The 13,410-nt window shown below is 51.9% G+C and carries 10 protein-coding genes; 1 reads left to right on the top strand and 9 read right to left on the bottom strand.

Annotation, left to right across the window (positions count from 1 at the left end; genetic code table 11):
* Positions 1-28: 28 nt before the first annotated feature.
* Complete coding sequence (gene secA, locus BZG13_RS00575; RefSeq protein ID WP_077484246.1) at positions 29-2,761, bottom strand: preprotein translocase subunit SecA; 2,733 nt, start codon at positions 2,759-2,761, stop codon at positions 29-31.
* A 484-nt stretch (positions 2,762-3,245) separates the two neighbouring features.
* On the opposite strand from secA, the gene BZG13_RS00570 reads away from it, so the two are divergent.
* Positions 3,246-3,704 carry a DUF721 domain-containing protein gene (locus BZG13_RS00570; protein ID WP_069363358.1) on the top strand — a complete coding sequence of 153 codons (459 nt, stop codon included), beginning with the start codon at positions 3,246-3,248 and terminating at the stop codon, positions 3,702-3,704.
* A 105-nt stretch (positions 3,705-3,809) separates the two neighbouring features.
* On the opposite strand, the gene lpxC is transcribed toward BZG13_RS00570, so the two are convergent.
* The 8 genes from lpxC to murD all read right to left on the bottom strand — a co-directional run bounded on the left by lpxC (position 3,810) and on the right by murD (position 13,410).
* Positions 3,810-4,727, bottom strand: coding sequence for a UDP-3-O-acyl-N-acetylglucosamine deacetylase (lpxC, locus tag BZG13_RS00565; protein ID WP_069363357.1), 918 nt, complete (start codon positions 4,725-4,727; stop codon positions 3,810-3,812).
* A gap of 117 nt (positions 4,728-4,844) precedes the next feature.
* A complete protein-coding gene (gene ftsZ, locus BZG13_RS00560; protein WP_046073972.1) occupies positions 4,845-6,020 on the bottom strand; it encodes a cell division protein FtsZ in 1,176 nt (391 codons plus the stop codon).
* A 33-nt stretch (positions 6,021-6,053) separates the two neighbouring features.
* Positions 6,054-7,310, bottom strand: coding sequence for a cell division protein FtsA (gene ftsA / locus BZG13_RS00555; protein ID WP_077484244.1), 1,257 nt, complete (start codon positions 7,308-7,310; stop codon positions 6,054-6,056).
* Between the two features lie 11 nt (positions 7,311-7,321).
* A complete protein-coding gene (locus BZG13_RS00550; RefSeq protein ID WP_077484242.1) occupies positions 7,322-8,098 on the bottom strand; it encodes a cell division protein FtsQ/DivIB in 777 nt (258 codons plus the stop codon).
* Between the two features lie 217 nt (positions 8,099-8,315).
* Positions 8,316-9,773 carry a UDP-N-acetylmuramate--L-alanine ligase gene (gene murC, locus BZG13_RS00545; protein ID WP_077484240.1) on the bottom strand — a complete coding sequence of 486 codons (1,458 nt, stop codon included), beginning with the start codon at positions 9,771-9,773 and terminating at the stop codon, positions 8,316-8,318.
* A gap of 10 nt (positions 9,774-9,783) precedes the next feature.
* Positions 9,784-10,848 (bottom strand): undecaprenyldiphospho-muramoylpentapeptide beta-N-acetylglucosaminyltransferase, encoded by a 1,065-nt coding sequence (murG, locus tag BZG13_RS00540; RefSeq protein WP_443216349.1) that lies wholly within the window; start codon positions 10,846-10,848, stop codon positions 9,784-9,786.
* Positions 10,838-12,043, bottom strand: a complete 1,206-nt coding sequence (gene ftsW / locus BZG13_RS00535; protein WP_077484236.1) for a cell division protein FtsW — start codon at positions 12,041-12,043, stop codon at positions 10,838-10,840. Before ftsW ends, murG begins: the two co-directional genes overlap by 11 nt.
* A complete protein-coding gene (murD, locus tag BZG13_RS00530; RefSeq protein WP_077484234.1) occupies positions 12,040-13,410 on the bottom strand; it encodes a UDP-N-acetylmuramoyl-L-alanine--D-glutamate ligase in 1,371 nt (456 codons plus the stop codon). Before murD ends, ftsW begins: the two co-directional genes overlap by 4 nt.

Raw genomic sequence — 13,410 nt, 5'->3', positions numbered from 1 at the left:
GGCCTTTTTGATAACGCATAGTCAGGGCTTAGATTCTACCGTGACATTGCTTAAATTTCTTCCCTGATCCACAAGGACAAGGCTCATTACGGCCGACTTTACGTCCATCGCGCACCACGGTCTCGTTGCCGCTGCCACTCTGTTCGGCGCTGTCGCTATCGTCAAACTGGTTATCAGCTTGCGCATGGTTAACTTGCTGCTTTTGCGCGGCCTGCTCAGCACGTGCTTTGCGCTCAGCTTCCATACGCTCAACGTCATCCGGCTGTTGCACGCGGACACGGCTGAGCGTTGTCACCACATCGGTTTTTAGCGCTTCCAGCATGCCCTCAAACAGCTCAAACGATTCGCGCTTGTACTCTTGTTTTGGGTTCTTTTGTGCATAGCCACGTAAGTGAATACCTTGACGGAGATGATCCATCGCCGCGAGGTGCTCTTTCCAAAGCGTATCCAAGGTTTGCAACATCACCGCTTTTTCAAAGTTACGCAGGGTTTCTGCCCCTACCGCCTCTTCTTTACCTTTATAAACCTCAATCAAGGTCGTCAGTATGCGTTCGCGCAGCAACTCTTCGTACAGCTTGTCGTCTTCATCCAGCCATTGCTGAATCGGTAATTCGAGATCAAAGTCCGCTTTAAGCCGCTTTTCCAGCCCTGGCACATCCCACATTTCTTCCAGCGACTGAGGCGGAATGTATTGGTTAACAATGTTATTAACCACATCCTCGCGGTTGTGATCGATCATTTCGCTGATATCTTCAGAAACTAGGAGCGCATCACGTAGCTCGTACACCACTTTACGCTGATCGTTAGCAACATCATCAAATTCAAGCAGTTGCTTACGAATGTCAAAGTTACGCCCTTCCACTTTGCGCTGCGCGTTTTCAATGGCTTTGTTGACCCAGGGGTGCTCAATGGCTTCGCCTTCCGCCATCCCTAATCGTTTCATCATGTTAGAGACTTTTTCTGAGGCGAAGATCCGCATCAAAGAATCTTCCATCGACAAATAAAAGCGGGTTGAACCTGGATCACCTTGACGACCGGCACGACCACGTAGCTGGTTATCAATACGACGGGATTCATGACGCTCAGTACCAATGATATGCAGACCACCCGCTTCAACGACCTGGTCATGAAGCTGCTGCCATTTTTCTTTTGCCGCTTCTACTTGCGCTTCCGTCGGGTCTTCGACATCACCCAGCACTTGTTTCCAGCTGCCACCCAGCACAATGTCAGTACCGCGACCGGCCATATTGGTGGCGATTGTCACCGTGCCTGGGTAACCGGCTTGCTCAACAATATCCGCTTCATGGGAGTGGAATTTAGCGTTAAGCACCTGGTGCTTGATGCCGTCTTTTTGCAGTGCATTGGACAGTAATTCAGATTTTTCAATCGATACCGTTCCGACCAATACCGGTTGGCCCGCTTCGGCGCGCGTTTTGATATCTTCAGCAATCGCGGCAAACTTTTCATTTTCGGTCATATAGACCTGATCGGCGTGATCTTTACGAACCATAGGCCGGTTAGTCGGGATAACCACAGTGTCTAGGCCATAGATAGACTGAAACTCAAACGCCTCGGTATCCGCGGTCCCGGTCATGCCTGAAAGCTTGTCATACAAACGGAAGAAGTTTTGGAAGGTGATCGAGGCCAGGGTTTGGTTCTCGTTTTGAATTTTCACCCCTTCTTTGGCTTCCACCGCCTGGTGTAAGCCTTCCGACCAACGACGTCCCGGCATGGTGCGTCCGGTGTGCTCGTCCACGATGATCACTTCATCGTCTTTGACAATGTAGTCAACGTCGCGCTCAAACAAAACGTGGGCGCGTAATGCGGCATTAATATGATGGATCAGGCTGATATTCGCCGGTGAGTACAAGGTATCGCCGTCTTCCATCAAGCCGTTTTTCTTGAGCAAGTCTTCAACGAATTCTTGACCATTTTCGGTCATGTACACTTGCTTGGCTTTTTCATCAACCGTGAAGTGGCCATCACCTTGATAGTCTTCGGTATCTTCTTGCTCTTGCTGTTTCAAGCTTGGGATCAAGGCATTGATACGCTGATACATCTCAGAGCTGTCTTCCGCTGGCCCAGAAATAATCAGTGGCGTACGTGCCTCATCAATGAGGATCGAGTCAACCTCATCGACAATCGAGAAATAGCGATCGCGTTGCACACGGTCTTCTGCGCGAAACGCCATGTTGTCACGCAAATAGTCAAAGCCGAACTCATTGTTGGTACCGTAAAGTACATCACACGCGTAAGCGGCTTTTTTCGCCTCCGGCGGCATGTTGGGGACATTGACGCCCACCGTCATTCCTAAAAACTCAAACAACGGACGGTTGGTTTCGGCATCACGTTCCGCCAAATAATCATTCACCGTCACGATGTGAACCGCCTTTCCGGTCAAGGCGTTCAAATAAGAAGGTAGCGTCGCGGTCAGGGTTTTACCTTCACCGGTGCGCATTTCCGCAATCTGGCCATTGTGGAGCACGATACCACCGACCATTTGCACGTCAAAGTGGCGTAGGCCAAATACACGCTTAGAGGCTTCTCGTACAGTGGCAAAGGCTTCAGGAAGGAGATCATCAAGCTCGGCACCTTGATCAAGGCGCTCGCGGAATTCAACGGTTTTCGCTCTCAGCACATCATCATTCAATGCTTCAAAATGGGGTTCGAGTTTGTTGATTTCATCAACAACTTTTCTCAGCCGACGCAAGGTGCGGTCATTACGGCTTCCGATAACTTTAGTCAGGACTTTCGATAACATGGCGTTGCCGGTACTCTTTTTAATGGTTTTCCCACATGGGCGGCCGCTACACTGCCTCTATGCTGGCGTGTTTCAGTTCAAACGCAGGTTGGCTTAAGCTCATCGATTCAACACAAGATGCCAAAACGCATCTACCTTAAGTGGAGCCAAATCGGACAGAATTCAAGGGCGATGACGCCACTTCACAACGATTTCCACGTGACTGAATGTAAATGTGGTAGATGGCACGGAAAAAATACGCCACCATCGCCTTACCCATGCGACACTTACCTGTGAATGGTTTTTTCACTCTCTGGTGATCACCTCAGGACATACCGGTATATCAACGCGGTAGGCTACATGCCGAGGTGGAGCATCTATGATAAGGTAAATTACTTTCACATCCTATGACAAATCCAATACTCAAGGGATCAATTAGCGAAAATTAGACGCTGTGCGCCCGTTCAGGCGCCGAATTGATGATAAAAAAGGCAGTTATTGCGCGATGAGAGACCACCGTCCCCGCTCTACCCTCCATCTGTTGGAGAGCGACCCCAATAATATTGCTCAGCGAGCGGTTGAGCTTGCCAAGCTAAACAAGCTGATCTTAGCCTTGTTACCCGGTGAGACATCAAAAGCCTGTCGCGTCGCCAATTATCGTGATGGCGTATTGGTGGTAGAGGCAGGCAGCGCCGCCTGGGCGATGCGACTGAACTACGAGCGACAGCATTTATTGTCGGTATTGCGTAACAAAGGCTTGGCCAGCCTTACCACCATTGAAGTGAAGATTAACCCGGCACTCGCCGCTGCCGACCGAGAAGACAAAGAGGCAGCGCCGCCCCGCCACCTTAGCCAAGCCTCGGGTGAGTTACTGCGTGCGCTGGGTGAAGGCGCCTCGCCTAAGCTAAAAGCACGGTTCGAGGCGTTGGCTAAACTCGCTGAAGATCAAAAAAAGCCAGAGTGAGCTCTGGCTTTCTATCTATCAATCTCTGGGTATTAGCGGTTTATTCTGCCTCAGTGTGGTGCATTGCGCTGTTACCGTGCAAACGCCTACCGTATCAGACAGGGCTTAGGCCAAGACCATCCCCGGTTCGGCAAATGCCACTGGAGAAGTCTCTGTTTCTTCAAACGTGACCCACTCCCACGCTTCTTGATCGGCCAAGACCGCGCGCAACAGTTTGTTGTTCAGTGCATGGCCCGATTTGTACGCGCGCATCTCACCGAGGATACTGTGACCACACATGTAAAGGTCACCGATAGCGTCCAACACCTTATGCTTGACCAGTTCGTTGTCAAAGCGCAGGCCTTCTTCATTCAAGATACGATAATCGTCCAGCACGATGGCACAGTCAAAGCTACCGCCCAGACACAAATTTTGTGACTGCAGGTACTCGATGTCACGCATAAAACCGAAAGTACGAGCACGGCTCAAGTCTTTAATAAAAGACTGGCTTGAAAAATCTAGCACCAGGTTTTGTTGCTCAGATTCAATCGCAGGGTGGTCGAATTCGATAGCAAAATCAAGGCGGAAGCCGTTGTATGGCAGCAACTCCGCCCATTTGTCATCGTCTTCAATGCGAACRGGCTTTTTAATGCGAATGAACCGTTTTGGCGTGTTTTGGACGTCGATACCCGCAGACTGCAGCAAAAAGATGAACGGGCTTGAACTGCCATCCATAATTGGAATTTCTGGCGCGTCCACTTCGATAATAATGTTATCGATCCCCATGCCTGCAATCGCTGCACTGAGATGCTCAACGGTTGAGATGCGAACACCCGCGTCATTGACTAAGGCGGTGCACAACATGGTGTCGCGCACATCCTCAGGGTTAGCCGGAAAATCTACCGGTGGCTCCATGTCTGTGCGGCGGTAAATCACACCGGTATTGGCAGGAGCCGGACGCAGAGTAAGCGTAACCTTACGCCCGGAGTGGAGACCCACACCAGTCGTTTGGACCATACTTTTCAATGTTCGCTGTCTAATCATCGGCTTATCTCAACTTTTTCTCAAAAAAGTGTGCTCTGCGTCACTCATTACCCTGTCACCTTAGACAAGGGGAGCGTGATGGTAGCACATCACTGGCTACAAACCAAGCAATTGCGATTAGTCAGCTTGTTTACGCAAAAACGCAGGAATATCGAGATAATCATGCTCGGTCTGCGATTTTGGTGCTGCATTCGAAGACGATGCAGCAGGCTGCTCTTTCGCCGCAGGGTTTGCACTTGCCGCCTGAGGTTTCTCTTGCAAAGGCTGTGCCTTTTTCGGCTCTGCCTGTGCTTGCCCAGACTGTGAGTTGGTCACCAAGGTGATATCTGGCTTACGCTCATTACCAATTCCGGTGGCCACCACAGTCACACGCAGCTCGTCGCTCATCTCTGGGTCCATCGATGTACCGATCACCACAGTCGCATTGTCTGATGCAAACGCTTTGACGGTGTTACCCACAGTCTCGAATTCATCAAGACGCATATCAAAGCCTGCGGTAATATTCACCAGCACACCGCGCGCACCAGCTAAGTCGATGTCTTCAAGAAGCGGGCTAGAAATGGCCATTTCTGCTGCCTCTTCCGCGCGATCTTCGCCGGTTGCCACGCCGCTGCCCATCATCGCGTGTCCCATCTCTGACATCACAGTGCGGACATCCGCAAAGTCGACGTTGATGTGACCTGGGCGCGTGATTAACTCGGCGATCCCTTGCACGGCGTTGCGTAGCACGTCGTTTGCCTTGGCAAAGGCATCGAGCAATGTAATCCCACGACCTAGCACTTTAAGCAGTTTTTCGTTCGGGATCGTAATCAGCGAGTCAACATGTTTTGACAGCTCTTCGATACCTTGCTCTGCAAACGCGAGTCGCTTTTTACCCTCAAAGCTGAATGGTTTAGTGACCACAGCAACGGTCAGGATTCCCATTTCTTTCGCGATTTCCGCGATAATGGGGGCTCCGCCGGTTCCTGTACCACCGCCCATTCCGGCTGCGATAAATACCATATCGGCACCTTCGAGCTCAGCTTTAATCGCATCGCGATCTTCAAGGGCAGAATCTCGACCTACTTGTGGGTTTGCCCCCGCGCCTAGGCCTTTAGTGATATCACCACCAATTTGAATAACCGTGCCTACGCTGCTTTTACGCAGTGCTTGGGCATCCGTATTAATGCTAATGAAGTCAACCCCTTCGATTGACTCACGCACCATATGTTCAACGGCGTTACCACCGCCACCGCCAATGCCGACGACCTTAATCACCGCATCGTCAGACATTTCCATCATCGGTTCAAACATGAGTTCTCTCCGTCCTTCCTGTTCGCATCAGGGTTAAAATTCTTTCTTAAACCAGCTACTCAGCTTGTTTATCCAGCTAGCCACAGCCCGCTTTTGTTCTGGTTCACTCGTTTCTGTCAGCAAGCTTTCTTTACCGTAGTGTAAAAGCCCAACCGCGGTTGCATAACAAGGTGCTTGCACATAGTCGGTCAATCCGGTGACATTCCCCGGTTGCCCCACTCTCACTTGGTTTTGGAAGACGCGCTCTGCGCATTCTACCAAGCCGTGCATTTGTGATGCGCCCCCGGTGAGCACAATTCCCGCTGCCATTTGATGTTTAACACCATCGCTACGCAGCTTTTCTTGGATAGCGACCAGTTTTTGGTTCACCAGTCCTAAAAGCTCTGAGCAACGCGGCTCAATCACCTCTGACAAGGTTTGTCGCTGCAATGTCCTTGATGGGCGTCCTCCCACACTTGGGACATTCACTTTGGCGTCCTTGTTCACCCGCTCACTCAATGCACAGCCATATTTCACTTTAATGTCTTCTGCATCAGCCAGTGGTGTGCCAAAGGCATAGGCAATATCACTGGTAATCACATTGCCCGCATACGGGATCACCTCGGCATGGCGAAGGGCACCGCCTGTCCACACAGCCAGATCCATAGTGCCGCCGCCGATATCGACGACACAGACACCCAACTCTCGCTCATCCGGTGTGATCACGGCATGGCTTGCTGAAAGCCCGGAGAAAATCAGTTGATCAACGCTAAGACCACAACGTTCGACTGCTTTCTCAATATTTTTTGCGGTGTCATTGTGACATGTGATGAGGTGCACACTTGCTTCCATCCTCACCCCGGATAAACCGAGCGGGTTTTTGATCCCTTCTTGATAATCAATTTTGTATTCTTGTGGGATCACATGCAGCACGCGCTGCTCATCACTGATTTTGACCGACTTCGCAGTGTGAATCACATTGTCTATGTCGTCTTGGGTAACATCTTCATCCGATATTGTCCCCATCCCTCTCTCAGTTTGGCAGTGAATATGCTTCCCTGACAAAGAAAGATAGACAGAGCTGATTTGGCAATCTGCCATCATCTCGGCTTCATTCACCGCACGCTGAACAGATTTAACCACAGACTCTAAGTCGTTAACGCCACCTTTATCCATTCCGCGAGAGGGACTACTGCCCACCCCCAGCACATTGATGGTGCCATCTGGCAGCACTTCACTGACCAGGGTAGACACTTTGGACGTCCCTATATCGAGCCCAACTATCAGTGACTTGTCTGTCGTTTTATTCATTCAACCATCTCTTAATTTCGGCGATTCGCGTCGTCTGCCTCTGTTTTCCAGCCTACCGCTGCCCCGGTGTCATAACGTAAATCGACATACGCAATGGCTTTATTTTGTGCCTTTATCCGCGGATATAAATGGACCAGTCGCGCAAGCCTTTCTTGTCGCGCCTTTCGCCCTAACTCAATCCGTACGCCATCTCGTGTCACAATACGCCATGAGCGCCGCTTGTTGAGTGATAACGCCTGAATCGATAAGCCAATTCGCTGTAATTGACGTTCGAGCTCTCGACTCGTGTGCAATACTTCTTCCGACGTGCCGGTATTACCGTGTAGCGACACCAGCTTTTTATCAGCGACATCTTGCGGGGCACCATTGAACACCGCCCCGTCTGGCGTTAGCAATTTTTGCCCATTCCAAATCGCACTCGCCCGGTATTCGGTGATATGTACCTTTAAGGTATCGGGCCACTGTTTTCTTACCGCGACCTGTTTCACCCACGGGAGCGCCTCAATGTTCGCTTGGATGCGATTCACATCCTGCAGCATAAAGCTTTTTAGCTCGCCGCCTGATAACACCGCTTTGCGCACTTGTGCCGCGGTCACATGTGTCTGGTCACCTTCCATCACCAGCTGCGATAAGGGGAGCTGCTGCTCATCACTCATCCAATCAATCACACGTATCACCCCCAGCAACATCAGAGTGATAACCCCAACCAGGAATGCGAGTGATGCGCCTGTTTGCCGATCCAGTTTTATCACTGTTTGTACGCGTGTCAGGGCATTGACCATGCTCATACCTATCTTATCGCCTTGTGTCGATATGACTTGACACTCACTGCGAAAAAACCGACTGATTATAGCGATCCCGCGTGACGCTCTCCAACCTAGACGTGCACTTTCATCACTAAGTTGAGATCGATTGCGCGCCATTTTCCCACAAAGACGATAAAAACCGATGTTTATTCTGGTAACCACCGATATTGACCGCTCTTTTTATCTCGTCAGCGACGTTTTATTGCGCCATTTTAGCCTTGTCTAGCTGCTTTGCCGCTAAATTTTTTGCTATTTTACCAATATCACCCGCGCCTTGTGTTAAAACCAAGTCATTAGGTTGCAGCACGTTAGCCAATGCCGAGGGTAAGGCCTCTGCATTAGGCACAAAAATAGGATCTAGCTTACCGCGCGCGCGAATGCTCCGACACAAACTTCTACCATCAGCCCCTGCAATCGGCGTTTCTCCCGCTGAGTACACATCCAACATCAGCAACACATCCACTTTTTCCAACACATTGGCAAAGTCATCATAAAGATCGCGCGTGCGGCTGTAACGGTGTGGCTGAAAAATCATCACTAAACGGTGCTCTTGCCAGCCTGCGCGTGCCGCTTTAATGGTGACGTCCACTTCACTGGGGTGATGTCCATAATCGTCCACCAGCAGGGCGGTCCCCTCATCCACGGCAAACTCACCAAGTTGATCAAAACGCCGCCCTGTGCCAGCAAAATTGGCCAAAGCACGTAAGATTGCGTCATCATCGACACCATCTTCCGTGGCAACCGCAATCGCCGCTGCCGCGTTGAGCGCATTATGTTGGCCGGGTGTATTCAAACGAATGGTTAGCGTTTCCCGATGAGGACGTGTCACTTTAAATACACCACACTGCCCATGCTGTTGGTAATCATGTAAACATATATCGGCATCGTGCGAGAACCCGTAGGTGATCACTTGGCGTCCAATCGACGGGATCAGCTCACGAACGATCGGGTCATCGATACACACCACCGCCACCCCGTAGAACGGCAGATTATGGAGAAAGTCGATAAACGTCTGTTGCAACTTTGCGAAGCTACCACCATAGGTATCCATATGGTCTGCTTCTATGTTGGTGACAATCGCCACCATTGGCTGCAGGTGTAAAAAAGAGGCATCACTTTCATCCGCTTCGGCAATCAGATAACGACTGCTGCCTAACCGCGCATTGGTGCCTGCACTTTTTACCAATCCCCCATTGACGAAGGTGGGATCTAACCCTGCCTCAGAGAAAATTTGTGTGACCATCGCGGTCGTCGTGGTTTTGCCGTGGGTACCGGCAACGGCAATGCCGTGCCGATAGCGCATTAATTCGGCAAGCATTTCTGCCCGACGCACCACAGGAATGCGCGCCGCTTTTGCCGCTTCCACTTCCGGGTTATCGAGTTTAATGGCTGTCGACACCACCACAACACTGGCTTGTTCGACATGGCTCGCTTGATGCCCGATAAAAATCTGCGCCCCCATGGATGCCAATCGCTCTGTGACGATATTCTGTGCAAGATCCGAGCCGGTTATTTGGTAACCTTCATTAATCAGCACTTCAGCAATACCACACATGCCTGCACCGCCGATCCCCACAAAGTGGATCCGCTTAACCCGGCGCATTTCCGGGATCATGGTGCGAATTTTTTCCAGCTGCTGATTATCCAATTTACCCATTCTCTATTCTCTATTTGTTGGCGTGCGTGACGATAACGTCCGCGACACGGGCATCTGCATCAATGATGGCCGCCTCTCTAGCCGCCCTTGCCATCGCTAACAAGCGTGGGCGGTCAAGCTGGTTGATTGTCTCAGCCAATGTGCTCGCTGTCAGTGATGGCTGTTCAATCATTAAAGCCGCACCACGGGCGACTAAGTAATCACCGTTGAGTGCTTGTTGCCTATCGGCATGCATAAAGGGGACGAAAATCGCCCCAACGCCAGCCGCCGCCAGCTCAGACACCGTCAATGCTCCGCTGCGGCAAATCACCACATCCGCCCAAGCATAAGCCTCGGCGACATCATCAATAAACTCACTGACTTCGACGTCACTGACACCGGCTTGTTGGTACGCATCGCGTGTCGGCTCAGCGTTGTGCTTGCCTGCTTGGTGGCGAACCGTGACCGCTTGCTCGGTGAGCGCAATCGCCTCTGGAACCGTTTGATTAAGGATCCTCGCGCCCTGACTGCCTCCCATGACTAAAACGCGCAAGGCGCCTTCTCGCTCACTAAACCGTTGCTCGGGGGCAGCGATATCACACACATCTCGACGTACTGGGTTACCGACCACTGTCTTGCCATCGAATGCGCCTGGAAACGCTTGTAACACTTGTTTGGCGACTTTCGCCAGCCAGCGATTGGTTAGGCCTGCCACCGAATTTTGTTCATGCAAGATCACGGGCACGCCACTTAACCACGCGGCAATCCCACCTGGGCCACTGACATAGCCCCCCATGCCTAATACAGCGTCGGGTTTAAAGCGCTTGATCACTTGCCGCGCTTGCCAAATCGCACTGACAATCATCCAAGGGGCTCGTAGCTTGCGCATCAGCCCCGATCCAATCAAGCCTTTAACGCGAATAAATGCGATCTCGATACCATATTTAGGCACCAAATCGGCCTCCATGCGATCCGCCGTCCCTAACCAGCAGATCTCCCAGCCTTGATTTTCTAAATACTTAGCGACCGCGAGCCCTGGAAAAACATGGCCACCAGTGCCCCCTGCCATCACTAATAATCGTTTTTTACTCATTATTCTGTTCTTTACCTTGATAAGGGTTTCTTTGGTGCGCTTGCGACGTGGCTAAGCGGTACTCGTGATCAATGCGCAATAGCAGTGCCACTGCCACCGCCATGATGACCAGACTGGAGCCCCCATAACTGATCAATGGCAAAGTCAAGCCTTTGGTCGGGAGCATGCCAGCGGCAGCGCCTACGTTGACCATGGTTTGGAACGCAAACCAGATCCCAATCCCGAAGGCAAGAAAACCGCCAAAGAGTTGGTTTTGCTCAAGGCAACGCTTACCAATAAATAAGGCTTTAAACACCAAGTAGAAAATCAAACACAAAATGACGCTGACACCCACCAAGCCAAGCTCTTCAGCAATCACCGCAAACACGAAATCGGTATGCGCTTCTGGCAAATATTCCAGTTTTTGAATGGAATTACCGAGCCCTTGTCCAAACCAATCCCCGCGCCCAAATGCCATTAAGGATTGAGTCAGCTGATAGCCACTGCCAAACGGGTCTTGCCAGGGGTCTAAAAAGGCGGTGACGCGGCGTACCCGGTAAGGCTCAGCGACAATCAAGCCCCCGACCAAGGTCAACCCGGTGATCAGCAGTGCAATAAACTGCCACAGCTTGGCCCCTGCGATAAATAACATCCCCACGGTGGTGACAAACATCACCACCACCGAGCCTAAATCAGGTTGCGCCAACAATAAGCTTGCGAAGAACAACAGCACCGCCAAGGGCTTAGCAAAGCCACGAAAATGTTCACGCACCTCACCATGGCGGCGCACCAGATACCCGGCTAAAAAGACAAATAGGGATAACTTGGCGATCTCCGCTGGCTGAATATTGATCCCAGCCACAGAGATCCAGCGTGCGGCACCATTGACAGACCGACCCACGGCAAGCACCGCCAGTAACAATAGCGACGAGAGCAATAACATATAGCCGCTATAGCGCTGCCACCAATGCACGGGGATGTACATCACTAGCACGGCGGCGGCGATAGCGACCGCCAGATAAAAGGCATGACGTTTGGCAAACAAAAAAGGCGCATCCGCCAGCCTAAGCCCCACTGGCAAGGAGGCCGAGGTCACCATGACTAACCCAATAACCATTAACAGCAGCGACGTCCAGACCAATTGGCGGTCATACAACACGCCCGGAGACGGCGTCCGAAGCCACTGCCAGCAGAATTGAGGAAGTCGGCTTACAGTCATGTCTGCCTCGCGATCATCGATTCTACCTTGGCGATAAAAGCATCCCCACGGGCAGCAAAATTAGTGAACTGATCCAAGCTTGAACAAGCGGGTGATAACAGCACCATGTCGCCGGCACAGGCTTGGTAAGCCGCTGCATCGACCGCTTGGTGCAGCGTTTCCACACACTGCGCCGTGTTATCGAGCGCCGCCAGCTGCGTTTTATCTTTGCCAAAGCAGTAAAGCGACACGTCCAGCGTCGCCAAAACAGGTTGCAACAGACTAAAGTCGGCGCCTTTACCATCGCCCCCGACCAACAGGTGTAACCGCCCTTCAATATCTAGGCCATCGAGTGCCGCTAGGGTGCTGGCCACATTGGTAGCCTTTGAATCATTGACCCACAGCACGCCCTGATGCTCGGCGACTTTTTGACAACGGTGCGGGAGGCCAGCGTATGTACTGAGTGCTGCTTTTTGCCCTTGCTGACTAATGCCGACACTGTCAGCCAGCGCCATGGCCGCCAGCCCATTGGCCACGTTATGACGGCCCACCAGTCCCAGTGAAGAGACGGGAAGCAGTGGCTGGCCGTGTGCCGCTAACCATGCCTCACCTTGGTCGGTGATAAGGCAATAGTCACCTTGATGAAAACCAAACAGACGCATGGAGGAGGCGGTGTTCGTTTGCAGCGCATGGCGCGTTTGCAGACCATCGTGCGTTTGCGGATCATCGGCATTGGCGATCAGGGTAGTCGCATGGGTGAAAATACGGCACTTGGCGCCACGATAATCGGCCAAGCTGTCGTATCTATCCATATGATCTTCAGAGAAGTTCAAAAAGGCCGCGCCATCTAGAACCAGCGAGTCGGTGGTTTCGAGTTGAAAGCTCGACAGCTCCAACACATACAGCTCGTGACCGCGGTCGAGCAAATCCAACGCCGCGACACCGATATTGCCACCCACTCCGACGTCAATACCGCTCGCTTTCGCCATTTCGCCCACTAGCGCTGTGACGGTGCTTTTGCCGTTGGAGCCAGTGATCGCCACGACCGGCTTATCGCAGTACCAGGCAAATAGCTCAATGTCTCCCACAATAGGCGTTCCTGCTGCATGGACTGGCGCCAACGCTGGCGTCTGCAGCGATATCCCTGGGTTAGTAACGACCAAATCGGCATCGACTAACCACTGCGCCTGCCAACTGCCTGTGTGCACCTCGACCTTATCTGGCAGTTGGTCTTGCCCCGGCGGCTGCGTGTGCGAGTCCATCACGCGGATACATGCCTTAGGGTGATGGCGCGCAATAAAACGCACCACCGACAGGCCGGTCACGCCCAAGCCCATCACGACGATATGGCGAAACTCGGTTAATGAATGCTGGCTCGCGGCTGGCAT

The organism is Salinivibrio sp. ML323 (assembly GCF_001995745.1).
Classification (GTDB): domain Bacteria; phylum Pseudomonadota; class Gammaproteobacteria; order Enterobacterales; family Vibrionaceae; genus Salinivibrio; species Salinivibrio kushneri.
This window is presented reverse-complemented; position numbering and strand designations above follow the sequence as displayed.

What these genes read in the sequence shown, in the direction of transcription:
- murC (WP_077484240.1), bottom strand. Translation starts at nt 9,773, where the DNA reads ATGGGTAAATTGGATAATCAGCAGCTGGAAAAAATTCGCACCATGATC.
- ftsW (WP_077484236.1), bottom strand. Translation starts at nt 12,043, where the DNA reads ATGACTGTAAGCCGACTTCCTCAATTCTGCTGGCAGTGGCTTCGGACG.
- ftsZ (WP_046073972.1), bottom strand. Translation starts at nt 6,020, where the DNA reads ATGTTTGAACCGATGATGGAAATGTCTGACGATGCGGTGATTAAGGTC.
- secA (WP_077484246.1), bottom strand. Translation starts at nt 2,761, where the DNA reads ATGTTATCGAAAGTCCTGACTAAAGTTATCGGAAGCCGTAATGACCGC.
- BZG13_RS00550 (WP_077484242.1), bottom strand. Translation starts at nt 8,098, where the DNA reads ATGAGCATGGTCAATGCCCTGACACGCGTACAAACAGTGATAAAACTG.
- murD (WP_077484234.1), bottom strand. Translation starts at nt 13,410, where the DNA reads ATGCCAGCCGCGAGCCAGCATTCATTAACCGAGTTTCGCCATATCGTC.
- ftsA (WP_077484244.1), bottom strand. Translation starts at nt 7,310, where the DNA reads ATGAATAAAACGACAGACAAGTCACTGATAGTTGGGCTCGATATAGGG.
- BZG13_RS00570 (WP_069363358.1), top strand. Translation starts at nt 3,246, where the DNA reads ATGAGAGACCACCGTCCCCGCTCTACCCTCCATCTGTTGGAGAGCGAC.